We start from the raw sequence: 23,526 nt of genomic DNA, 5'->3' as shown, positions 1-23,526 counted from the left end.
CCCATGCCGGAAGAGCTGGAAGACCCGCAGGACGTGGCGGAACAGGAAGAGCAGGCGGTGGCGCTCAGCTACGGCGAGCCCTTCGACAGCGGCTTCGCGCTCGCCGAACAGCATCAACTCACCCCGGATCTCCCGGCAGCGCTGGCCGTCTACGGTGAACTCCTCGCCGTGGCCGAGTCGTTCGAGGACTCTCCCGACGTACGACTTCTGCGTGGGCACCTGTTGTCCGACATCGGGACGGTTCAGCTCGCGGCCACGGATCTGCCCGGAGCCGCCCTGTCCATCGGGCGGTCCCTCGACCTGGTGCGGGGCATCGCGTCCGTGCCGATGGGACCGAACGGCCGCCGGCTGTGGCTGGAGATCCTGCTGAAGACACTGCTGGCCAGGGTCGAACTGCTGCGCAGGACCGGGCAGTTCGACGAGGCGCAGGAGGCGATGGACGAGGCGACGGCCCTGTTGTCGGAGTTCGACGACCCCGAGGGGCTGCGCACCGCCGAGATCGGTCTGGGCCGGGTGCATCTGCTGATGGACCGCAGTGCGTGGGGCGCGGCCGAGGATCTGGCCTGCGCGCTGCTGGCCGACGCGCCCCTGGCCGAGCCGTATCTGCTGGACTGTCTGGGGGTCGTCTGCGCCTCGACCGTTCGGTTCGAGCAGGCGGAGGACTACTTCGCCCGCACGGAGGAGGCCTATCTGGCGCTGGGCCACCACGCGGGGCGCCAACAGGTTCTTTCCCACCGGGCGTACGCGGCGCTGCAGGCCGGCGACCTCGACCGCGCGGAGGAGTTGTACGCGGAGGCCGCCGAGATCTTCGAACGGCAGGGCCAGTCCGAGGACCTGGCGGTCTGCGAACAGGCCCGTGCCGCCATCGCCGCACACCGCGGGGACGCGGTCGGCGCCGCCGCGCTGACGGCGTCCAGCCTGGCCCGCTTCCAGCAGGTCGGTGCCGCGGTCGCCGCCGCCGACACCATGCTGTTGGGCGCCCGGCACGCGTACGAGCGGGGCGACATCGACGAGATGAAGCGGCTCGCCCAGGGCGCGCGGGACGTGTACCAGGAGCGCGGGGTGTACGAGCGGTGCGCCCAGGTGGACCTGATGCTCGCGCGCACCCTTGAGGACAACCTGAACCGGACCGACCACGGCGTCCACGAGCGTGCCTCGATCGCCAACGCGCTCTCCCTCGCCCTGCCCGCCGCCCTGACGCTGGAAGCCGCCCGCTACGACTTCGCCACCGCCCACGCCCGCAGCCAGTGGCTCCACCTGGCCGACGACGCCATGCGGTTGGTCTTCCGCCTGGCCCTCCGCAGCAACGACCAGGGGCTGATCTTCGAGCTGGTGGAACACCGGTGCGCGGGCGCCTCCCTGGCGCTGAGCCGTACGTCCACCGCCGACAGGGCGGCGGCGGTCTTCCCGGACGCCGCCATGAAGACGTACGCGCCCGATGACGGCGCTCCCTTCACGCTGGGCGGCATCGCGGCCGAGGCCGCGGCCTCCGTCGGCCTGCGGGTCGCGCAGCCACCGAAGATCGTGATGTCGGCGGAGGCGGGCGGCCGTACCGCGCTCCAGGAGTACGTCCAGGCAGCCGAGTTCCGCTATCACCGGCGGATCGTGAGCGAGGAAGAGGTGCCGTTCTGTCCGCCGACGCTCTGACCGACCCGAACCGTCCGGTGGTCCAGGTCCGCCTCGCCGACGCCGGTGACCTGCACATGACCTGGACGTGGGCCCGTGGGGCCCAGGGCTTCGGCACCGGGTACACCCCGGGGCCGGACGTGGACGAGGCCATCCGCGCGCTGGCCGCCGAGCTGCCGGGCGGCGGCACGGAAGGCATGCGGCGCGCGTTCGAGTCCGGCGCGCTGGCCACGTACGGGGACGAGCGCCGTCTCTCCCGCATGCTGGCCGAGGTGCTGTGGCCGCCGGGCCTGACCGACCAGATCCGCCAGGTGTCCGCTCGTCTGGGCCGTCCGCTGATGCGGCTCCAGCCGTCGCCCCGGGTCGCCCAGGTCCCGTGGGAGCTGCTCGCCGTGGACGGTGACGGTGACGACGGCGACGTACGGCTGATCGACCTCGTGGACATCGCCACCACGGCACCGGCATCGCTACGACGGGCAGGCACCACCCCACCCGATCAGGACCCGGACTCGGACTCGGACGCCGTGGTTCTCGTCCTGGACCCCCGTGTCCCCGGCTTCCGCGCCGGCTCCGCGCTCGGCTCGGTCCTGGGGCAGCCCGGCTCCGACCCGGCGCTGCTGTCCCTCGTGCAGCGGAGGCTCGACGCGGGCACCGTCGTACCGTCCGTCGCCACCCCCGCCGAGGCCTTCCGCCGCACCGATCTCGACCGCGGCAGGCTGGGCGAGGCGCTGCGCAAGGGTGCCCGTCGCCTGATGTACGTCGGTCACGTCAGCGGCGCCCCCGTCGAGGGCGGGCAGAGCGAGGACGTCACCCTCCATCTGTGCTGCGGCCCGGAGACGACGGGGATGGTCGAACCGGTGCGCACCCACCGCCCGTTGTCCGCCAAGGACCTTCTCCTGGGCACGCTCCCGCTGCGCGCGGACGGCGTGCCGGGCGCTCAGCTCTGGCCCGCGCCGCCGCGCGTCGCGCTGATCGCCTGCGAGAGCGGCGGCGATCTCCGCTTCGCCGAGTCCTTCGGTCTGGCGACGGCGATGATCCACAACGGCGCCCACCTGGTCACCGCCACCCGCTGGGTGCTCCCCACCAGCTTCGCCTTCCACCGCCTGGCCGGTGTGCCGGAGTCCGTACGGCCGCTCACGGAGGCCGTGGTCGCCGTGGACGCGGCCCACGAGGACGACGACCCGGTCCGGCATCTCGGCGCCTGGCAGCGACAGCAGCTCGACCGGTGGCGCGCCGACGGCCGGATCGAGCACTCGCCCCTCCTCTGGGCGGCCCTGACCTGCATCGTCAGGTGAAGGGCCAGGGGTGGTGGAGGCAGTATCCGCCCACCCCGATCGCGGCGGTCCCTGTGACCAGCAGGGAGACGACGAACCAGATGTGCGACGTGCGCTCACGGCGTTCGTGGTCGGGGTCGGCGGTGAGGAGGGACGGGTCGGCGGGCGCGTAACGCAGGGGGATGTCACGGCCGAGGGACCTGGCGATGTTCCGGATGCCCTGCGTGCACAGCGCGGTGACCTCGACGCCCTCGTGGGTGGTGAAGGCGACGACGGAAGCGTGGCTGACGGTCTCGCCGCCTTCGCCGTCGGAGTGGAGGTCCCTGGTGACGGCGACCACGCGCCCCTGGACGGTGACGCCCGCGGCCAGTTGGGCGGCGCGGGCGCGAGCGTACTCACCGTCCCGGCTCAGCGCGACGACGAGGAGCAGCAGGCCACCGACGCAGATCAGACCCCACTGCCAGCCCCACGCGAAGAACGACTGGACGACCAGACCCAACACCAGCAGGAACACCATGCAGTTCGGGCCGCCGACCCCGGAGGTCCGCCCCTCGCTGTCCAGCATCAGATAGAACCGCTCCGGCCGCCGCCGCGGAAACCGGACCGGGAACTCCTGCCCCACCCAGGCCACCAGCACCCGGTCGCCGCGCTTGTTCTCGTGCCGCAGCCTGAACTCCCGCCCGGTGCCCGGGTCCTGGTACACGATCGTCACCGGTATCCCGTGCTCCCCCGACTCACCGTGTCCCGGCGGATGCACCTCCACGACCCGAGCCGTCACCCACACCGCCCGCTGCGGCCGGGTCAGCCCGGCCAGCGAACACGCATAACCCACCAACGCCAGCCCAGCAGGCACCGTCCACCACAGCCCGAGCATCTTCTGCAGGTCCATACGGCGAGGCTCTCGCTGCCGTGACTCCTACCGATCCCAGGTTCGGGCCGGGCCGACCATCCCTTTCGATCCGGCCGACCGACGCGAGGCACCAGCTCATCACAGCACCGACCGCTCTGGGCCCGGGTCATGCGAACCGGCGCATCGATCGCGAACGCCCACGTCCTCCCCACCTGGGATCGGTAGGTGCCGTCGGCCCCCTACCGTCCGCATTGTCAGACAGGGCCATGGGCGAGGGAGACCCGCGACCAGGACAACCGTCCACGCGGCCCACTTTCGGCCCGAGGGAATCGCATGCATGCCCGTGCGTTCGCCGTCGTCGCGTCGTTCGTGGACAGCCGCCATCACGCGGGCACCAAAGAGACGATCAAGATCCGGACCAGGCCCGGACCGACGTCTGCCTCCCATCTCGGACGAGCGCAGGCAGTTCCGCGAGGGCATCCGGATGACGGCCGCCGAGCGGTTCGCCCTCGGCGAGCCGAGTTCGGTGATCGCGAAGGAGTTACGGGTCAGCGTGCGCTCGGTGCAGTGGTGGCGGCGGGCTTGGGACAAGGGCGGACCGCGGGCCCTGCGATCGGCGGGGCCGGCCTCGCCGTCACGGCTGAGCGAGGCCCCGTTCGCCGCACTCGAAGCCGAGCCGGCCAGAGGACCGGTGGCGCACGGCTGGCCGGTCACGGACTTACACGATCTTTCAGACACGCTCTCTCGCCGACCTGCCGGGCCATGACCGGGCCGGCGGTCTGCCGCACGGCGGCGAGGATGCGCCGGTCCTGATCGTGCTGAGGGAGCCTCTCCGTTTCCAGTGCTCGTCCCCGCTCAGGGGAGGGGCGTGAGGGTCAGGACTGGCCGGAGGCCCGCGAGGTGACGTGCTGTACGGCCCGGTCGACGAGGTCGGGCTGGGCGACGTAGATGTAGTGGTCGCTCTTGGTGGCGACGCTCAGCCTGCTGTTGGTGGAGAGGGCGAGCCAGGCGCGCTCGCCGTCGGCCCAGGCGCGTTCCAGGGCCGGTCCATAGGTGGGGATGGACTGAGCCAGGTACGGCACCCCGTGCCGGATGACCTCCACCGGGATGTCACCGGCCGAGCGCACCGTTGCGTCGGCGAAGGAGAACATCTCCGGGTTCTGTCCCTGGCTGACCGCGAGGTACCCGTCGCGAGCCTCGGCGCCGGGGCCGGTCGCGGACGCAGGGACGATGCGGGTGAGGTCGGCGGCCATGGTCGACGGGGTGGCATCGAGCAGGACCAGGCCCTTGACACGGTCCTGGTGTGCGGGGGCGTAGCGGGCGGCGATCAGCCCGCCCAGGGAGTGCCCGACCAGGACGACTGGCTGGTGGCCGGCTACCCGGTCGAGCACAACGGTCAGCACCTTTCCGGTGCTGTCGATGGTCTGCGGGCCGGCCGGTGCGTCGCTCCCGCCTTCGCCGAGCCGATCGTAGGAGCAGACCCGGCCCTTCGCGCTGAGCGTCTTCTGTATGCCGCTCAGGCTGTCCAGACCGTCACCCAGGCCGGCCATCAGTACGACGACCGGCCGATGCGGTGCCGGCCTGCCCGTGCACGACACGTTCACCGACCGGTCGCCGACCTTGATCTTCCCGGTACCGGTGAACAGGCTGCCGCTGCGCTTCGTGACCGTGGCCGCAGCGGCCGGTTCCGGGCTGCCCAGGCGGTTCTGCTGCCCCATGGCCGCAGCAGAGGACGCCTGGGGAAGGCCGGTGAGAGCGGCCCCCGTCACCGCGCAGAGCAGGGCGGTCGTGGCGGTCGCGGTCCTTGTTGTGCGGAACACGGGGCTCTCCAGAGGATCGGGGGAACGGCATCGGATGCCAGCAGTCACACCGCACTTGAGGCGACGCGTTTCTGGCGATGCGTCAGAGACTAGGTTCGACGCCCAGGGCCACGCCAACAGGCTGACTCCAGTCCTCCCCGGGGGAAAGCCCCACCCTCCAATAGGGCTGTAACAACACCTACTTGGCACCTGTAGCGGACATGACGGGGGCGCGGGCACGGAACGGATCTCGATCAACGTCACCCGCTCCCGCCTGGGACGACTCGTCCGCCAAGGACTCCTCGAACAACCCGGACGCGGCCGCTATCAGAAACGGACTCAACGCCCTCGAAGAGCTCATAACACGGTCTTGGCGGCGAGATCGGTGAGGCATGCGGGTTGGATGCGGCTGGGATGATTGCGGGCATGACACTGGACTGGTCCCGTCTGAAGCACGCCTATGGATCCGCATCCGACCTGCCGCGGCTCTTTGACGAGGTCGGTGATCCCGAGTTGGCTGACGGGGCGTGGGAGGAGCTGTGGGTTTCTCTCTATCACCAGGGGTCGGTGTACACGGCCAGCTTTGCCGCCCTGCCGGTTCTGGCAGAGATCGCTACCGGTCGCAAGCGGGGCGGTCGCCGGCAGGCTCTTGAGCTGGCCGGCCGTATCGTCGTCGAGGAGCAGCAGCTTCACGAGCCCGGTTACGTCCAGGAGCGTTACCCGGCCTTGATCAACGAGCTGCAGCAGCTGACGCAGAAGCAGGTGGAGGCAAGGCCCTTCGAGGGCGATGAAGACGACTTTCTGTACCGGTTGGAGCACCTTCTGGCTTTCGAGGGGGTGCCTGTATGGAGGCGCAGTCTGCGTCGCGATGAGTACCCCGTGGTGTGCCCTTCCTGTGCAATGAGCTTGGAGGTCGACCTCGCCTCCACGCTCCGGGGCACTCGCCGCCGGGACCCGAACGCACGTCTTCGCGTTCTCGGCCGCCAGGAGCCCGTACTCACCGGGGTCCGCCCGGCGGCCCCCGCGGATCTGCCACCGCTGCCGTCTCGGCTGCACTTTCTGGCCCTCAGGGCCGGGCAGCCAGTCGTGGCAGACCATCTGACCCATCTGTTCGGCCGCACGACGTGTCCGGACTGTGCTTCAGAGTTTTCGGTACCGGATGAGATCGCGGCCTTTCAGGCACAGCAGTTTGTGCGCGGTCGCGACCGGACCTCGTGAGGCGTCTTCAGCAGATGAGGCTGCAGGCCAACGACATGAACGTCGTGGAGTTCAGTTCGGCGTTCCCAGCGGACGGCAAGGCGCTTGAACTGGTGGAGCAGGGCGACGGTCTGCTCGACGACGTAGCGGAGTCTGCCCGGGCCCTTGATGTTCGGGGCACCCTTGCGGGAGATCACCGGGGGCGCGGGCGGCCGGGCTGTCCGGCGACAGGCGGGATGCCGTCGACGAGGACGAGGGTCTGGGTGACGTCGTTGACGTTGGCCGCAGTCGTGATGACGTGCAGCGGGGTGCCTCGTCCGTCGCAGGGCAGACATCCGATGCGGTTGAGGAGTCAAGCTGCGGTCGGGAGGACCGGTTCGGGCCGGGTGGGAAATGCGATGGTCTCGTCGTGGCGGACGCGGTTGCGGAGGCAGTGGTGAAGGCATCGGTCCAGATGTAGCCGGCAGCGGCGAGGCGCTGGTTCCTGATGCGGCGGGCTTTGACGGACGTGCTCTTGCCGGACGCCCGGGTCACCGGTGCTGCTCCGGCGTAGGACTTGAGGGCCCTGGCGTCCGCGAAGCGGAACGGGTCGTCGCCGATCTCGGCAAGTATCCGGGCGCCGGTGAGCGAGCCGAGCCCGGGAAAGCTGGTGACGATCTCTGCATCCGGGTGCCTCTCTAACGTCTCCACCGCCGCTTCGGCAAGTTCGTCCGCGCTGGTGCAGGCGGCATCCGGCTTCCGCAGCAAGGTCATGGTCCGACGGCCCATCACGTCCTCGACAAGCGGGGGCTGGCGCATCTGGGGGCTGCGCAGGGCCGCGTGAAGACGTGTCGCCCCGGCTTCGATGCCACGCTGCCGCCCGGCCCGCTTCAGCACGGCTCGCAGCTGGGCCGTGGTCTGCCGGGCAGCTCGGGCCGGAGTGGGCGCGGCGGCGAGGAGCGCGCGTGCGAGGGGCGAGCACAGTCCGCCGAGGATCGGTTGAACGGCGGCGAGGTAGCCGGGGAAGTACTCACGCAGGTGAGAGGGGAGTTTGTTGCCCGCCTGCGTGCGGTCCCAGACCGCGTCCTGCTGTGCGCGGGCCAAAACGGCGACGGCCTGGGTGAGTTCGCTGTTCGCGGGGAGCGTCCGGTGAGCTGCGGCATCGGTGCGCAGAATGTTGGCGAGAGTTCGTGGAGGCGCCGACCCGCCTGGAACTTGAGCGGTGCTTCTCCCTGGACGACGTGGACCGGGATCTGATCGCGCTGCGGCGCACGGCCAGGTGCTCGGCCACCGGCCACCGCACGTCCAGCGGATCGTCCACCGGGAACCGGCGCGCGTAAGGTGCCGCCCCGGAGCGCATCCCACCGGCGGAAGGCTGGCTCAGGTCAGCGGGGCCAGGACAGCGACTTCCCGGCCGAAGCCGACCACCAGCCGACCGTCCGACGTCACCGCCACCGCATGCACGGGTTCGGGAAACACCAGCTCAGGGCCGACCTGCTCACGTGTGGTCAGGTCCCATACCCGAACCGTCTCATCTCGGCTGCCGGTGATGGCGACGGGGCGGCACTCCACCACGGCCGTCGCCGCCGCCAGCACCCAGTCGGTGTGGCCGGTGAGAGGCCGGCCGACCGGCCGGCCGGTGGCCAGGTCCCATATCCGCACCGTCTCACCGCTGCCCATAACGACAACCGGACGCCCCTCCACGACCGTCGTCGCCACCGCCAGCACCCAGCCGGTGTGGCCGGTGAGAGGTTCTCCGACTGGCCGGCCGGTGGCAAGATCCCACACCTGCACCGTCTCGTCCCAACTGCTAGCCACGGTCACGGCGACCGGACGGCCGTCCACCACCGCCGTCGCCACCGCCCGCACCTGGCCGGTGTGGCCGGTGAGAGGCCGGCCGACCGGCCGGCCGGTGGTCAGGTCCCATACCCGCATCGTCTCGTCCCGGCTGCCAGTGATGGCGACGGGGCGGCCGTCGACCACGGCCGTCGCCACCGCCAGCACCCAGTCGGTGTGGCCGGCGAGGGGTTCGCCGACCGGTCGGTGGGTGGCGAGGTCCCAAAGTCGCATCGTGTTGTCGCAGCTGCCGGTGACAGCGACCGGACGGCCGTCCACCACTCCCGTCGCCACCGCCTGCACCCCGCCAGTGTGGCCGGTGAGAGGTTCTCCGACCGGTTGGCCGGTGACCACATCCCATACCCGCAGCGTCTCGTCGCAACTGCCGGTGACGGCAACCTGGCGGCCCTCCACCACGGCCGTCGCCACCGCCTCCACCGAGCCGGTATGGCCGGTGAGGGGTTCGCCGAGCGGGCCGGTGGCCAGATCCCACACCCGCGCGGTGTTGTCATTGCTGCCGGTCACGGCGACCAGGCAACTGTCCACTATCGCCGTCGCCACCGCCCACACCCCGCGTGTGTGGCCGGTGAGGGGTTCACCGACCGGTTGGCCAGTGGCCAGGTCCCACACCCGCACCGTCTCATCCCAGCTGCCGGTGACAGCGACCGGACGACCGTCCACCACCGCCGTCGCCACCGCCCACACGCCGCGTGTGTGGCCGGTGAGAAGCTCGCCGACCGGCCGGTGGGTGGCCACGTCCCACACCCGCACGGTCCCGTCGTCACTGCCGGTGACGATGACCGGACGGCCGTCCACCACGGCCGTCGCCACCGCCAGCACGGTGTCGGTGTGGCCGGTGAGGGGTTCACCGACCGGCTGACCGGTGGCCAGGTCCCACACCCGCACCGTCCCGTCCCAACTGCTGGTCACGGCGACCGGACGGCCCTCCAGCACCGCCGTCGCCACCGCCAGCACGGTGTCGGTGTGGCCGGTGAGGGGTTCACCGACCGGCTGGTGGGTGGCCAGGTCCCACACCCGCACCGTCTTGTCGGTGCTGCCGGTGACGACGACCTGGCGCCCCTCCACCACGGCCGTCGCCACCGCCAGCACCGCGTTGGTGTGGCCGGTGAGGGGCCGGCCGACCGGCCGACCGGTGGCCAGGTCCCACACCCGCACCGTCCCGTCATCGCTGCCGGTGACGATGACCGAACGGCCGTCCACCTCCGCGGTCGCCACCGCCGACACCGTGTTCGTGTGGCCGGTGAGGGGTTCACCGACCGGCCGACCGGTGGCCAGGTCCCACACCCGCACCGTCCCGTCATCGCCGCCGGTGACGGCGACCGGGCGGCCCTCCAACACCCCCGTCGCCACGGCATTCACCGAGTCGGTGTGACCGGACAAGGTCCGCGAGAGGTGGCGGCCGACCATCCCGCCAGTGGCCCACTCCACCCCCCACCGTGCCGCCGGCGCACCGTCCACTGGGACAGCCACGATCCGTGCCGCCAAACCCAGATCCCCGTACCGCGCCGCGTCCAACGCCAGCAACCACCGCCGCACGCCGGCACCCGCGTCCCGGTGCAGATGCGCCGACGCCCGGTACACCGCAGCCGCCAACACCTCCTCGCGGCCCACCGCACCATCCAGCACCGCGAATACCTCCCGCGAGTCGGCATTCACCAACCACGCAGGATCCGTCAACAACCCGCCCACAGCGGCAGACTTCCCCCGCGCGCCGTCGCCCTGAAGATCACCAGACATAGCCCGCACCGTAACCACCCCCGCCCACACTCACCGCCCCACCCCCAGGCAGTGGGCCCTGTGAGCCGCCGGGGGCGGGAGACGGGTCGGCGGCGGCGTACGCCTCCCGGACACGCCGGTCGCTGACGCGGCGTGCGAGGAGACCGGCGCAGAGGCACAGCGGGGCCAGCGTGAAAAAGGCGACGCGGTAGGCGAAGCCGCCGTCGGTGCCGGACCCTGGGGCGAGGGATGCCGCCAGTGTGCCGGCCAGGGCCACTCCGAAGGCGCCGGCGGTCTGCCGCTGCATGTTCAGGAGCGTGGTGGCGTCCGCGGTGCGGGAGGGCGGGATCGTGACGAAGGCGGCGTTCTGGGCACTCGCGAAGAGCAGGCCGACGGAGGCGCCGAGCAGGTACGTCGACGGGTACAGGGCAAGCGGCCGCGGGGCGAGCGTGAGGATCGCCAGACCGACGATGACCAGCGCGGCTCCGGTGCCGCCCGCGACCATCAGGCGGCGGGGGCCGACCCGGTCGTGGAGCCGGGGCACGAGTTGGGACGCCGTCAGCATGCCGAGCGCCTCCGGGAAGGTGGCCAGGCCCGAGTGGAGGGCGTCGTACCCCCGCACGGTCTGCAGGAACTGGGGGAACAGGTAGAGCACGCCCATGAAGGCGGCCCCGGTGGGCAGCAGGACCAGCTGGGTCGTGCGGAACAGCTGGTCCTGGGCCACCCGCAGGTCGATCATGGGATGCCTGGCACGCAGCTCCCACGGGACCAGCGCGGCCAGGAGGAGGATGCCGGCGGCCAGCGGGACGAGGACTCCGCCGCCTCCCCAGCCCCGGTCCGGGGCCGTGGTGAGGGCGTACAGGAACGCCGCGAGTCCGCCGCCCGCGAGCAGAAAGCCCGGCACGTCGAAGCGAGGAGCGCCCGGACCGGGGAAGTCGGGCAGGACCCCGAGTCCGAAGAGCAGGGCGAGCAGGCCGACGGGCAGGTTGACGAGGAACACCCAGTGCCAGGAGGCGGTGTCCACGAGCCAGCCGCCCAGGACGGGTCCCAGGGCGGGGGCGATCGCGGTCGGCAGCATGACGTACTGCTGTGCGCGCAGCCGCTCGGCCACGGGAAACGCCCGCAGCATCATCGTCATGCCGACGGGGGCGAGCAGTCCGCCGCCGATGCCTTGCAGGACGCGGTACCCGGTGAGCGCTTCGAGTGAACCGGAGGTGGCGCACAGCGCCGAGGCCACGGTGAACAGCAGCAGGGCGGTCAGTGCCGTGCGCCGCGTGCCGAAGCGGTTGCCGAGCCAGCCGGAGACGGGGATGAAGACCGCGAGGGCCACGAGGTAGCCGACGTTGACGGAGCTCAGGCCCGAGGTGTCCACGCCGAAGTCGCGGCCGATGGCCGGGAGGGCCACGTTGACGATGGTGGTGTCCATGATCGCCATGAAGTTCGCGGCGACGAACACCCCGCAGACGGCGGCCTTCGCGGAGACACGGTGACCGGGTCGCGGGGTGAGCAGCCCGGCGCCGGTCGGGCGCTCCGGGCTCATCGGGTGCTCCGGGCTCATCGGGTGCTCCGGGCTCATCGGGTGCTCCGGGCGCTCCGGGTACTCCGGGTACTCCGGGCTCATCGGCCGTCCCGGAGCCAGTGGACCTGCTCCTCGGTCAGGGTGAGGCGGCGGGCCCGGAGGGAGTTGTCGATCTGCGCGGTGTTCCTCGGGCCGATGGACGGCCACACGCCGGGATGGTGGAGCGTCCAGGCCAGGGCCACGGTCTCGGGCCGGGAGCCGAGTCGCTCGGCGAGTTCCCGGCAGCGCAGCCGCCGGGCGCGGTTGTCCTCGGTGTCGTACGGATCCGGCCTGTCGCCGGGTTCCTTCGGTCCGCTGCGCGCGAAGTAGCCACGGGCCTGCGAGGACCAGCCGAGCAGGGGCAGTCGGTGCCGGCGCACGACGTCGAGTACGGCGCTGTCGGCGTGCAGGCTGCCTGCCAGGAGCGTCGGGTCGGGTTCGGCGAGGCTGAACTGGTAGCTGGCGACGGGTGTGTGGCCCCGCTCGCCGAGCCGGGCGGCGAGTTCCGACAGCCGCTCGGCCCGCCAGTTGGAGACGCCGACCCGGCGGACGTGTCCGGCCTCCGTCAGGCTCACGAGGGTGTCCGCGAGTTCGGCGACGGACCGGGCGGGGTCGTCGCAGTGGTAGAGGAGGACGTCGACGGCCTCGACGCCGAGGTTCTCCAGCGCGGACCGCACATGCGCGAAGACGGTGTCCCGGCTCAGCGGGATGTCTCCGCCGGTCGGGTCGTGGCCGACCTTGGTGGTCACGCCGAGTACGCCGGGATTCCGGCGCAGCCAGCGGCCGACCGCCGCCTCGGCCCGGCCGCCGGCGTAGCTGTGCGAGGTCTCGACGAGGAGGCCGCCGGCGTCGGCGAAGTGGGCGAGCCGCTCGGCGGTGGTCTCGGCGGGTTCCGCGCCGAACGGGCCGCCGAGGACGAACCGGTGTGCGGCGGCCGCCATGCCGTCCGCGTCGAGGAGCCCGTCCAGCAACTGCAGCGGGGAGCGCGGCATCAGGCTTCGCTCCCGGGGACCCGCCGGAATCCGTCGACGTCGGCGAAGGGCCGGGGCAGGTGCGGCCGGAGCGGGATGCGGAAGGTGTTGAGCATCATCGCGGACATGCTGAAACTGCCGATGCAGCCGATCAGGTCCAGCACACCGTCCTCGCCGAACAGCCCGACCGCCTCGGCATAGGTGCCGTCCGTGACGAAGTGGTCGTAGAGCATCTCATGGGCGAAGGCGTGGAAGACCCGCTCGTCCTCCGCCTTGAAACCGGGGTCCTCGCCGCGGGCGAGGCGGTCCAGGCACTCGGACGGGACGCCTTCCTCGACGGCCTGCTGGATGTGGGCGTTCCAGGCGGCCTGGCTGTCGAAGTGGCGGGCCGCGATCAGCACGCTCAACTCGCGCAGTCGCTGCGGGAAGCGGGACTCGTTGCGGCAGTAGCGGCCCAGGTGCTCGACCCAGGGGGCGAGTTCCATGTTGTGCGCCCATGCCAGGAAGGGCGGCGGCGGTTCCACCCCGGGGCCCACGATGGCGGCGAGGAGTTCGGTCTGTTCGGGGGTCAGACTGGTCAACGGGGTCAGTCGCATGGTCGCGCTGCCTTTCAGGGGGAGACGGGTCACCGAGTCGATGTCCGCGCCCGCGGGAGCCGACGGTGGGAGTCCGCCGGCGGGACACCGGCGCCCGGGGCAGGCCGTCCGTGACCACCGGCCGTACGCGACGGGCGTGCGCGACGGCCGTACGCGACGAGCATCCGCGACGGGCGTGCGGCCTCGCCGGTCGGGACGGTTGACTGGGGAGGCGCCCCGGGCACGGGCGGCCGCGCCGGTGGGCCGGGGCGGTGGCCTGCCTGCGTCCAAATGGAATAGGGGACGGTGTGCCGACTCGGATGCGGGGAGCGTCGCGGACGGGATGCTCAACCCGCTGGAGACAGAGGAGGAGACAGGGGGAGGGTGCGTCAGGCGGTGCGCCACCACGCGTAGTACTTGTCTCCGTAGCCGTCCATGATGTCGGGATACTCGTGGTCGGCGTCGGGGAACTCGAAGAAGTCGTGCGGGACGTCGAGTTCGGTGAAGCGGGTGTCCAGGTCGCGGATGGTGGGGGCGAGGCGGGTGTCGAGGCGGCCGGAGAGCAGCCGGACCCGGCTGGTGCGGCGCAGTTCGGGGGCGTTCGCGAGGACCAGGCTGAAGGGGTGGCAGAGGTCGTAGTACTCCTGGTCGCCGAAGTAGGTGTTGTTGACCCGGTCCTCGGGCTCGTCCTTGAGGTCGCGCAGGATCGCGGGGGCGACCGCCGAGACCTTGCCGAAGGTCTTCGGGTACTTCAGGCCGAGGTGCAGGGCGCCGAAGCCGCCCATGGAGAAGCCCTCGACCGTACGGGCCTGTGCCTCGGGGATCGTGCGGTACGTGGTGTCCATGTGGTGGACCAGGTCGAAGGCGGTGATCTGGGCGAGCGGGCGGGCGCCGTCCTTGGAGTCGACGTACCAGCCGATCGGCAGGATCTGCGGTACGACGACGATGGTGGGCGGGATGACCCCGCCCCGGACCGCCTTGTCGATCCGCGCGACCATGTCCGCGCCCTGACGGGCGTTGCCGAACCCGCCGTGCAGCCAGTAGATGACGGGGAACCGCCGTTCGGGTTCGGTCTCGTAGTGCGGAGGGAGATAGAGCTGGTAGCTGCCCTGGGCGTCCGCGCCGCCGCGCGAGGGCTGGGGGTAGAGACCGAAGGTGGTGAGCTCCTGGTCCTCCTGGACCTCGTCGATCCACTGCTGCTCGATCTCCGCCATCTGCTCGGGCGTCGTGCGTACCGTGTGAACCTTCTCTGGCACCGTGCTTGTCCTCTCGGGGTTGGTTGTGGTGCGGTTCCCGGGTCCTCCGAGGCAGGTGCGGCAGCCCTCCGACCCACCAACCCGACCGTTCCAGTAAGGCCGTCCCAATAAGGCCGTCCCAATAAGGCCGTCCCAATAAGGCCGTTCCATTACGTGAAACGATGTATTCTCTTGCGGAACGCTCATCAGTGAAACCGTGCGACGGGAGCCTGTCAATGGCCGGGATCGAAACGTCCGAGGACTCACAGCCGGGCGGTCGCGGGGGGCGCAGTTCCCTCGCCGGCAACGCCACCGACAAGGCGCTCAACCTGCTGGAGGCCGCGTCGGCGCCCGGCTATCCGCACCGGCTCGGCGAGATCGCCGCGGCCGCCGGGGTGCCCAAGGCCAGCGCCCACCGCATCATGAACAACCTGGTGGCGAACGGTTTCCTGGCCTCGGACGGCTCCGGTGGCTACGGCCCCGGCCCACGGGTGCGCGCGCTCGCGGCCCGGATCACCCAGGGCTGCGAGGAGGACCAGGTGATGCGGGCCGAGCTGGAGGTGCTGGGCCGGCGTATCGGCCACACCGTGCACATGGGCGTACGGACGGGCGACGCGGTGACCCTGCTGGTCAAGGTGGCCGGACCGAACGCCGTGCAGGACTCGTCGCGGGTGGGCATGCAGCTGCCGCTGCACACGACCGCGATCGGCAAGTGCGTGCTGGCCGGTCTGGCGGAGGAGGAACTCACCGCGCTGGTGAGCAGGCTGGGGCTGCCGCCCCGCACGGACAACTCCCTCACCGGCCTCGCCGAACTGCGCGCGGAACTCGCCGGGGTGCGCGAGCGGGGTTTCGCCCTGGACGACGAGGAGAACGAACCCGGTGTGCGCTGCCTCGCCGTACCGGTCCGCGACGCCAAGGGCGCGGTCATCGGCGCGGTCAACGTCTCGACGATCGCCTTCCTGGAGACGCGGGAGGCCCTCGTGGGCTGGACCGACGCCGTGCGCACCACGGCGGAGGCGCTGCACGGCCTGCTGGGCTGAGTCCCACGCCGACCACCCCGTTCAGGTGGGCGTGTCCCTGACGCCCACCGCTGCAACGAGGTCCGATCCGTGCGCCATGTCATGATCCGCACGCATATCTTGCGCGTCCGTCGCCCGATTCCCCTTGCACGGATGCTGGACAGCAGGGCCTTGTTTCAGCAGGGTTGCACCACTGGGCCGATCGCGTCCCGTCCGCGCCGCGGCAGGAAGACGTCCAGGCCCCGGTCCACCGGCCAGCCCCCGGTGGACCCGCACCACCTCGTCACCCGAGCCTGATCCTCGCGAGCAGCGGGAGCACCTCCGGTTCGTCGCCGCTCATCCCTGAACCGTCGGTCTCGTACGGCCTGTCACCGGCCGTCGTCGCACGGCGGTCCCCAGCGACGTCCCCGGCCCTCCGCACCTGCCGGTCCTCCGCCGGCCGGCTCGCACCCTCCCCGTGAACACGCGCAGGTGGACCCGTTCCGGGTGCCACCCGGGCCCCGCGACCCCCGCGTCCGCGCCCGGCACACGCAGTTGTTCCCCATCACACCGAGCTGCCCGCCCTTCCGGCCCCGCCGCCGAAGCGGACCTCCCGTGGCGCAAGGAGAAGACATGCACCGCCTCGACTCCACCTCCCGCAGGCTCACCCCGAGAACACGCCGGACCACCCGCAGCGGCCTCGTCGCCGTCTGTGCCGCGCTCTCCCTCGCCCTGACCGCCTGCGGCGGGAGCAGGAACACGGCCACCGGCGCCCAGGGCACCGGCAAGGCAGTGCCCGGTGGCACCCTGACCGTCGCCGAGCAGCAGGCCCCGCCCACGCTCGACCCGGGCAGCCTCGACCTCGGGTTCGTCGACTTCACGATGCTGTCGTACGAGTCACTGTTCTACCTCTCCCCCCAGGGCACGGTGGAACCGGCGCTGGCGAAGTCCTGGAAATACGTCGGCACAGGGAACACCGAACTGTCTGTCACCTTGCGCCCGGGGGTGAGGTTCGCCGACGGCACGGCCGTGACCGCCGACGCGGTCAGGGCCTCGCTGGAGTACGCGAAGAAGGCCCAGGGCAACCAGGCCCACTACCTCACCGACGCGACCATCACCGCCACCGGCCCGCTGACCCTGACGGTCAAGCTCGCGAAGCCCAACCCGATCCTGCCCACCCTGCTGACCCAGTCCTACGGGATCGGCCAGATCATCAGCCCCAAGGGCCTGGCGTCGGCGTCGGACCTGACCCCGACCGGGACCAGTCAGGGCGCGGGGCCGTACATCTACCAGCCCTCCGACAGCGTGGCCGGCGACCACTACACCTACACGGCCAACCCGGACTACTACGACAAGTCCAAGCAGCACTACAAGAAGATCGTGATCAGGATCGTGCAGAACGGCCAGACCGCGGTCAACGCCATGAAGACCGGCCAGATCGACGTCTACAAGGGCGACTACACCTCGGCCTCCTCGGCGAAGTCCGCCGGCATGTCGACCGTCGGGCTCCCGGTGATCCTGCAGGGACTGAGCCTGATCGACCGCGCGGGCGAGGTGTCCAAGCCGCTCGGTGACGTCCGGGTACGACAGGCGATCAACTACGCCATCGACCGCGACGCCGTCACCAAGGCGCTGCTCGGCTCCAGCGGCACGCCGACCGTGCAGACCGTCGTCAAGGGCGGCGACGGCTACTCGGACGGCCTCGCGGACCGCTACCCCTACGACCCCGCGAAGGCGAAGCAACTGCTCAAGGCCGCCGGTTACCCGGACGGCTTCGAACTCCCGGTGCTCGCCGCGACGTTCGTCGGGTTCGACACGATGGCCGAGGCGGTCGCCGGCCAGTTGTCGAAGGTCGGCATCAAGGTGAAGGTCACCGCGGTCTCCAGCATCACCTCGTTCGTGGAGAACCAGACCAACCACCAGTACCCGGCCGTCTCCGGCGGTTTCACCGAGGAACCGATGTACCTGGAGGGCCTGGACCTGTTCATGCCCGGCTCCAAGGTCTTCAACGGCTTCGGCAGCACCTCGCCCGAGCTGACCGACCTGTTCGGCAAGGCGGCCGCCGCCGAGCCCGCCCAGCGCGCCAAGCTCGACCAGCAGATGCAGGAGTACCTGGTGGAGAACGCCTGGTACGCGCCGGTCGCCTTCACCCCCGTCAACTACTACGTCCGACCCGGCATCGGCGGGGTCGAGGTCAGCGCGGGCGCGCCCTTCGCCAGTCCGCTGGCCTTCTACGCCACCAAGTAGGCGCTCCGGGCGGCCCCCCACCTGACATCGGGGGCCGCCCGGCCCGAGAAAGGAGCGAGGTGAGATGCACAGGATTCTCTTCCGCTGGCTCGTCGGCGCGGTTCCCGTGGTGTTCGGTGTCACCGTCCTGACGTTCGTCCTGACCAGTCTGGTCCCCGGCGATCCCGGCCGCACCATCCTCGGCGCGAACGCAAGTCCCGCCCAGGTCAAGGCACTCGACGCCCAGCTGGGCCTGGACCATCCGCTGGCGGTCCGCTACTGGGACTGGCTGACCGCCGCCCTGCACGGCGGCCTGGGCGACTCCATCACCTCCGGAGTACCGGTGAGCGACCAGCTCACCTCCCGGCTCGGCGTCACCCTGTCGCTGATCGGCGGCGCCATCCTGGTCGCGGCCGTCGCCGGAGTCGCCCTCGGTGTCCTCAGCGCGCTCAAGGGCGGCCTGCTGGGGCGGGCCGTGGACGGCGTCGCCCTCGTCGGCCTCGCGGTGCCGAACTTCTGGTTCGGACTGGTGCTGATGACCGCGTTCGCCGTGCAGCTGCCGGTCTTCCCCGTCTCGGGATACGTGCCGTTCACCGCATCCCCGGTGCAGTGGTTCGAGTCGCTCGTGCTGCCGGTCCTCACCCTCGGGGTGCCCGCCACCGCGCCCGTGGCCAAGCAGACCCGCGACGGCGTGCTGACCCAGCTGAGCCGGGACTACGTCCGGGTCCTGCGCGCCCGGGGCATCCCGGAACGGTCGGTGGTCCTCCGGCATGTGCTGCGCAACGCGGCGGCACCGATCGTCACCGTCCTGGGCGTGGTCGTGGTGACGCTGTTCGGCGGGACCGTGCTCGCCGAAACCCTGTTCGTCATGCCGGGGTTGGGCGGCCTGGCCGTCACCGCCGCGCAGACGCAGGACATCCCCATGGTCCAGGGCGTCGCCCTGGTCTTCACGGTCACCGTCATGCTGATCAACCTGCTGATCGAAGTGGTGTACGCGATGCTCAACCCGAAGGTGCGGACATGAAGGCCCCGGCGACCGCGCGCAGGGCGCCGGCCGACAGCGAGTGGGAAGGCCCGCGGCGAGGCGCCCTCCGGCACGGCTTCACCGCCCGGCAACACGGCTTCACCGCCCGGTTGCTGCGCAAGCCCGCCGCGGCAGTCTCCGCCGGCTACCTCCTCCTCGTCGTCCTGGTCACCGTGCTCGCGGGCGCGCTGGCTCCGTACGGCCCCGAAGAGCAGGACCTGACCGCCGCGCTCCAAGGTCCCAGTGGCGCCCACTGGCTGGGTACCGGCGAGCTCGGCCGCGACGTGCTCAGCCGTCTCATGCACGGCGGGCAGATCACCCTCCTCGGTGTGCTGATCACCCTGGCGGTGTATCTGCCCCTCGGTGTCCCCGCCGGGATGATCGCCGGCTATCGGGGCGGCTGGTTCGACCGGCTCGTCCTCAAGGGCGCCGACCTCGTCTCCGCGGTACCCGTCATCATCGTCCTGCTGGTGGTCCTCTCGGTCTTCACCGGCGACGAGAGCGCGGCCATGGCCGCCAACGGGCTGCTCGGTGCCCCCCTGCTCGCCCGTGTGGTCCGCTCGGCCACCCTCGGGGTGAAGGAGGAGCTCTACGTCCGGGCGGCGGTGGCGGGCGGTATCCGCGACCGGGTCATCATCCGCCGGCATGTCCTGCCCCGCGTCACCGGCGTCGTCCTCGTCCAGGCCTCGGTGTTCGGCGCGTACGCCGTCCTCCTGGAGACCGGCCTCGGCTTCCTCGGCCTCGGCACCACGCAGGCCAGCTGGGGCAGCATGATCGCCGAGGCGTCCAAGAACATCGGCACCGACCCCTGGCTCCTGGTCCCCTCCGGCTTCATGATCATCAGCTTTGTCCTGGCGCTCGGTCTGCTCGGCGACGGCGTGCGCGACACTCTCGCCGAGCGGTACGCGCCCCCGGCCGACAAGCCGCCCTCCCGCCGCCTGGGCCGGCCGCGGGGAGCCGCGCCCGAGCCGGTGCGGTCCGAAGTCCCGGACACAGCGCGGGTGATCGAGGAGCCCGACCCCGACGCACTGCTGTCGGTGCGCGGTCTGACGGTGTCCCTGCGCATCGAGGGCACGCCCACCGAGGTCGTCCGTGACGTGTCGTTCGACCTGCACGCCGGTGACGTGCTCGGCATCGTCGGCGAGACCGGCTGCGGCAAGACCGTCACGGCCACCTCGCTCCTCGGCATGCTGCCCGCCGGCGGTGAGATCACCTCTGGCACCATCCGCTTCGAGGGCGACGACCTGGCCCGGGCGGACGCGGCGGCACTGCGCAGGGTGCGGGGGCGTCGTATCGGATGGATCTCCCAGGACCCCGTCGCCGCCCTCGACCCTTCCTTCACCGCCGGCGCCCAGGTCGCCGAGGCCGTACGGGTGCACACCGGCTGCTCCCGCAAGCAGGCCCGGCAGCGCGCGCTGGAGCTCTTCGAGAAGGTACGGCTGCCCGACCCGGCGCGCGTCGCGGGCAGCTACCCGCACCAGTTGTCGGGCGGCATGGCCCAACGGGTCGGCATCGCCGCGGCGTTGGCGGGCGATCCGGCCCTGGTGATCGCCGACGAGCCGACCACGGCGCTCGACGTGACCGTGCAGGCGGAAATCCTCGACCTGCTGCGCGAACTCCAGGCGGGCGGTACCGCCGTCGTCCTCATCACCCACGACTGGGGTGTGCTGGCCGACCTGTGCGACCGGGCCGTGGTGATGTACGCCGGCGAAGTCGTCGAAGAGGCCGAGGTCACCGCGCTGGTGACCACACCCGCCCACCCCTACACGGCCGGACTGCTGGGGTCCGACCCCCACCACGCCCTGCCGGGACAGCCGCTGCCCGCCGTCGAGGGCGCGGTGCCGCCCCCGACGCAGTGGCCCGTCGGCTGCCACTTCCAGAACCGCTGCCCGCGGGTGACCGACGCCTGCAAGGAGAAACCCGTGGTGATCTCCCATCTGACCGAACTGGAGCGGTCGACACGGTGCATCCGCCCGCTCGAACTGATCGGAGGAGGAGCACATGACTGAACGGACCGCGCACGCGGCCACCGACCTCCTCCGGGTACGCGGACTCGACGTGACCTACCGCCGCTCCCGGCTGCGGGGCGGCGACGTCCACGCCGTACGCGGCGTCGACCTGACCATGGGCCGGGGCGAGACCGTCGGCCTGGTCGGCGAGTCCGGCTCCGGCAAGTCGACCATCGGCTCCGCGGTGCTGGGACTGGTGCCGGCGACCGGCGGCGGCATCGAGTTCGACGGCGCCGACATCACGCACAGCACCCGCACGGACCGCCGGATGCTGGCTCGCCGCATGCAGGTGGTCTTCCAGGACCCGTACGGCTCCATGAACCCCGCCCACACGGTCGGCGACACCCTCGCCGAGTCCCTGCGCTACAACCTGGGCCTGCCCGCGGAGGAGATCCGAGAGCGTGTCCTGCGCGCCCTGGACGACGTCGGCCTGCCGCCCGGCGCCGCCCACCGCTACCCGGCCGCCTTCTCCGGCGGACAACGCCAACGCATCGCCATCGCACGGGCGTTGGTCATGGAACCGGACTTCGTCGTCTGCGACGAGGCGGTCAGCGCCCTCGACCTGTCCGTGCAGGCCCAGGTGCTCAACCTGCTGTCCCGCCTCAAGCACACCCGGGGCCTGAGCTATCTGTTCATCTCCCACGACCTGGCCGTGGTGCGCCATCTGAGCGACACCATCGTCGTCCTGTACGCCGGCCGGGTCGTCGAACGCGGCCCCGCGGCGCTGGTCGCCGACCGCCCCTCGCACCCCTACACCCGGGCCCTGCTGGCCGCGGCCCCGGTTCCCGACCCGATCGCCCAGCGGCGCCGTCAGGCCGAGCGACGCCTGGCGACCACGGCCACCACAGCCACCACAGCCACCACTGCATCCACGGCTGCCGGGCGGGCCGTTACGGGCTGTGCCTTCGCTCCCCGCTGCCCGTTCGCGCAGGAGACCTGCCGGTCCGACCGGCCCGAACTCGTGGAGCACGACGGGGTCGCCGTCGCCTGCCACCGCCGCGACGAGATCGGGGCCGGCACGGCCCTCCCCCTTCAGCGATCCGCCTGACCGCCCGCCAGGCCCGGTCGCTCCCGACACCCCTCCCTCACAAGGAACCGGATGACCACCACCGCACCTGCCTCCTTCGACCTCGCCGCGCTCCTGCCCGAGGCCGCCCACCTCATCGCCGGCGAGTGGGTCCCCGCCCGCTCCCAAGCCGTACTGGACGTCGTCGACCCGGCCACGGGCGCCCTGCTCGCCCGGGTCCCGCGCGGCACCGCCGAGGACATCGACGACGCCGTACGGGCAGCCGAGCGGGCCCTGCCCGGCTGGCGCGACACCAGCCCCGCAGCCCGCGGCGAACTCCTCTACCGCTGGGCCGAGTTGGTGCGCGAGCACGACGACGACATCAACCGGCTGGAGGCGATGGAGGTCGGCCACCCCGTCGGCCCCTCCCCCATCGCGGCCCGGCTCACCTATCTCGCCGGGAAGGCCGACAAGGTCTTCGGGGACACCCTGCCGACCCGCTCCCCCGATGTCCTGGGCCTGACCCTGCGCGAGCCGTACGGCGTGGTCGGCGCGATCATCCCGTGGAACGCGCCCGGCCCGATGACCGTGTTCAACACCGCCGCCCCGATCGCCGCGGGCAACACCGTCGTCCTCAAGCCGGCCGAGGACGCGCCGCTGACCGCCCTGTACCTGGCACGGCTGGCCCAGGAAGCCGGTCTGCCGCCCGGTGTCCTCAACGTCGTCACCGGGTACGGCACGGAGGCGGGCGCCGCCCTGCCCGCCCACCCAGGCGTCCGCAAGATGAGCTTCACCGGCTCCCCGGCCACCGGCACCGCCGTGATGGAGGCCTGCGCCCGCAACCTGATCCCGCTCCAGCTCGAACTCGGCGGCAAGTCCCCGCAGATCGTGCTGCCCGACGCCGACCTGGCCAAGGCCGTACCCGCGATCGTGCGCAGCATCGTCATGAACAGCGGCCAGGTCTGCGCCGCCGGCTCCCGCGTCCTGGTGCACCCCTCCCTCCACGACCGCCTCGTCTCCGAGGTCGCGGACGCCTTCCGCGCCGTACGGGTCGGCCTGTGGAACCAGCCCGTCGACATGGGGCCGCTCATCAACGCCCGCCAGGAGAAGCGGGTGCTGGACTACCTGGCCATCGGCCGGGAGGAGGGCGCCGAGGTGGTCGTGGGGGGCGGCAAGCTCACCGGAGAGCCGTACGCCGACGGCTACTTCGTCGAACCGACTCTCTTCGACAAGGTGCGCCCCGAGATGCGCATCGCGCAGGAGGAGATCTTCGGCCCGGTGCTGTCGGTCCTCACCTACGAGGACGAGGAGGAGGCCGTGGCGATCGCCAACGGCACCCGCTACGGCCTCACCGCCACCGTCTGGACCCAGGACGTCGGGCGCGCCATACGTCTGGCCCGCCGGGTCCAGGCCGGCCAGATCGCCGTCAACACCCTCGGCGACGGCGGGCCGGCCGGAGCCATCGGTGCCCCCTTCGGCGGCTACCGGCACAGCGGGTTCGGCCGCTCCATGGGCCCCGACTACCTGGAGGACTGGACCCAGGTGAAGTGCGTGGTCATCAACGCCGGTTGAGTAACACCGGTTGAGAAACGCCGTTTGGGAGAGGCGCAGTTACGCCACAGGATC

19 protein-coding genes are annotated in these 23,526 nt (G+C 71.5%); 11 read left to right on the top strand and 8 right to left on the bottom strand.

Annotated elements, in window-relative coordinates; genetic code table 11:
• The first annotated feature begins 3 nt into the window (after positions 1-3).
• Complete coding sequence (locus tag AB0D85_RS19610; protein ID WP_362321665.1) at positions 4-1,647, top strand: hypothetical protein; 1,644 nt, start codon at positions 4-6, stop codon at positions 1,645-1,647.
• 17 nt (positions 1,648-1,664) lie between these two features.
• Positions 1,665-2,921, top strand: a complete 1,257-nt coding sequence (locus tag AB0D85_RS19605; RefSeq protein WP_362321663.1) for a CHAT domain-containing protein — start codon at positions 1,665-1,667, stop codon at positions 2,919-2,921.
• On the opposite strand, the gene AB0D85_RS19600 is transcribed toward AB0D85_RS19605, so the two are convergent.
• The gene (locus tag AB0D85_RS19600) at positions 2,914-3,789 is read right to left on the bottom strand and encodes a DUF3592 domain-containing protein (RefSeq protein ID WP_362321661.1); all 876 of its coding nucleotides are present in this window, start codon (positions 3,787-3,789) and stop codon (positions 2,914-2,916) included. The two genes, AB0D85_RS19605 and AB0D85_RS19600, sit on opposite strands and share 8 nt — an antisense overlap.
• Positions 3,790-4,087: 298 nt before the next feature.
• Between AB0D85_RS19600 and AB0D85_RS19595 the strand changes: the two genes are divergently transcribed.
• The gene (locus AB0D85_RS19595; RefSeq protein ID WP_362321659.1) at positions 4,088-4,516 is read left to right on the top strand and encodes a helix-turn-helix domain-containing protein; all 429 of its coding nucleotides are present in this window, start codon (positions 4,088-4,090) and stop codon (positions 4,514-4,516) included.
• A 109-nt stretch (positions 4,517-4,625) separates the two neighbouring features.
• Here the strand turns inward: AB0D85_RS19595 and AB0D85_RS19590 are convergent, their stop codons facing one another.
• A complete protein-coding gene (locus tag AB0D85_RS19590; RefSeq protein WP_362321657.1) occupies positions 4,626-5,570 on the bottom strand; it encodes an alpha/beta fold hydrolase in 945 nt (314 codons plus the stop codon).
• A 405-nt stretch (positions 5,571-5,975) separates the two neighbouring features.
• Here AB0D85_RS19590 and AB0D85_RS19585 point away from each other — a divergent pair, with 405 nt between their 5' ends.
• On the top strand, positions 5,976-6,767 hold the full coding sequence (locus AB0D85_RS19585; protein ID WP_362321655.1) for a hypothetical protein: 792 nt from the start codon (positions 5,976-5,978) through the stop codon (positions 6,765-6,767).
• A gap of 51 nt (positions 6,768-6,818) precedes the next feature.
• On the opposite strand, the gene AB0D85_RS19580 is transcribed toward AB0D85_RS19585, so the two are convergent.
• Positions 6,819-7,898, bottom strand: coding sequence for a transposase (locus AB0D85_RS19580; RefSeq protein ID WP_362321983.1), 1,080 nt, complete (start codon positions 7,896-7,898; stop codon positions 6,819-6,821).
• A 17-nt stretch (positions 7,899-7,915) separates the two neighbouring features.
• Between AB0D85_RS19580 and AB0D85_RS19575 the strand changes: the two genes are divergently transcribed.
• A complete protein-coding gene (locus AB0D85_RS19575) occupies positions 7,916-8,065 on the top strand; it encodes a hypothetical protein (RefSeq protein WP_362321997.1) in 150 nt (49 codons plus the stop codon).
• 40 nt (positions 8,066-8,105) lie between these two features.
• On the opposite strand, the gene AB0D85_RS19570 is transcribed toward AB0D85_RS19575, so the two are convergent.
• The 5 genes from AB0D85_RS19570 to AB0D85_RS19550 form a co-directional block, all read right to left on the bottom strand.
• Positions 8,106-9,989, bottom strand: coding sequence for a WD40 repeat domain-containing protein (locus AB0D85_RS19570; protein WP_362321981.1), 1,884 nt, complete (start codon positions 9,987-9,989; stop codon positions 8,106-8,108).
• A 319-nt stretch (positions 9,990-10,308) separates the two neighbouring features.
• A complete protein-coding gene (locus tag AB0D85_RS19565; protein ID WP_362321653.1) occupies positions 10,309-11,919 on the bottom strand; it encodes a DHA2 family efflux MFS transporter permease subunit in 1,611 nt (536 codons plus the stop codon).
• Entirely contained in the window at positions 11,916-12,848 is a 933-nt protein-coding gene (locus AB0D85_RS19560) for an aldo/keto reductase (protein ID WP_362321651.1), read from the bottom strand. Before AB0D85_RS19560 ends, AB0D85_RS19565 begins: the two co-directional genes overlap by 4 nt.
• The gene (locus tag AB0D85_RS19555) at positions 12,848-13,423 is read right to left on the bottom strand and encodes a carboxymuconolactone decarboxylase family protein (protein ID WP_362321649.1); all 576 of its coding nucleotides are present in this window, start codon (positions 13,421-13,423) and stop codon (positions 12,848-12,850) included. The genes AB0D85_RS19560 and AB0D85_RS19555 overlap by 1 nt, the downstream gene beginning before the upstream one ends.
• Before the next feature lie 368 nt (positions 13,424-13,791).
• Entirely contained in the window at positions 13,792-14,658 is an 867-nt protein-coding gene (locus AB0D85_RS19550; RefSeq protein WP_362321647.1) for an alpha/beta hydrolase-fold protein, read from the bottom strand.
• Positions 14,659-14,873: 215 nt separating this feature from the next.
• Here AB0D85_RS19550 and AB0D85_RS19545 point away from each other — a divergent pair, with 215 nt between their 5' ends.
• From AB0D85_RS19545 to AB0D85_RS19520, 6 genes are all read left to right on the top strand, one after another.
• Complete coding sequence (locus AB0D85_RS19545; protein WP_362321645.1) at positions 14,874-15,677, top strand: IclR family transcriptional regulator; 804 nt, start codon at positions 14,874-14,876, stop codon at positions 15,675-15,677.
• A gap of 591 nt (positions 15,678-16,268) precedes the next feature.
• Complete coding sequence (locus AB0D85_RS19540) at positions 16,269-17,882, top strand: ABC transporter substrate-binding protein (protein ID WP_362321643.1); 1,614 nt, start codon at positions 16,269-16,271, stop codon at positions 17,880-17,882.
• Positions 17,883-17,946: 64 nt separating this feature from the next.
• Positions 17,947-18,885, top strand: a complete 939-nt coding sequence (locus AB0D85_RS19535; RefSeq protein WP_362321641.1) for an ABC transporter permease — start codon at positions 17,947-17,949, stop codon at positions 18,883-18,885.
• Entirely contained in the window at positions 18,882-20,894 is a 2,013-nt protein-coding gene (locus AB0D85_RS19530) for a dipeptide/oligopeptide/nickel ABC transporter permease/ATP-binding protein (RefSeq protein WP_362321638.1), read from the top strand. The genes AB0D85_RS19535 and AB0D85_RS19530 overlap by 4 nt, the downstream gene beginning before the upstream one ends.
• Entirely contained in the window at positions 20,887-21,942 is a 1,056-nt protein-coding gene (locus AB0D85_RS19525; protein WP_362321635.1) for an oligopeptide/dipeptide ABC transporter ATP-binding protein, read from the top strand. The genes AB0D85_RS19530 and AB0D85_RS19525 overlap by 8 nt, the downstream gene beginning before the upstream one ends.
• Before the next feature lie 51 nt (positions 21,943-21,993).
• Positions 21,994-23,472, top strand: coding sequence for an aldehyde dehydrogenase family protein (locus tag AB0D85_RS19520; protein ID WP_362321633.1), 1,479 nt, complete (start codon positions 21,994-21,996; stop codon positions 23,470-23,472).
• Positions 23,473-23,526 lie beyond the last annotated feature (54 nt).

Source organism: Streptomyces sp. NPDC048277, from assembly GCF_040652235.1.
Classification (GTDB): domain Bacteria; phylum Actinomycetota; class Actinomycetes; order Streptomycetales; family Streptomycetaceae; genus Streptomyces.
The sequence above is the reverse complement of the archived record's forward strand: the minus strand, read 5'-3'. Positions and strand labels throughout refer to the sequence as shown.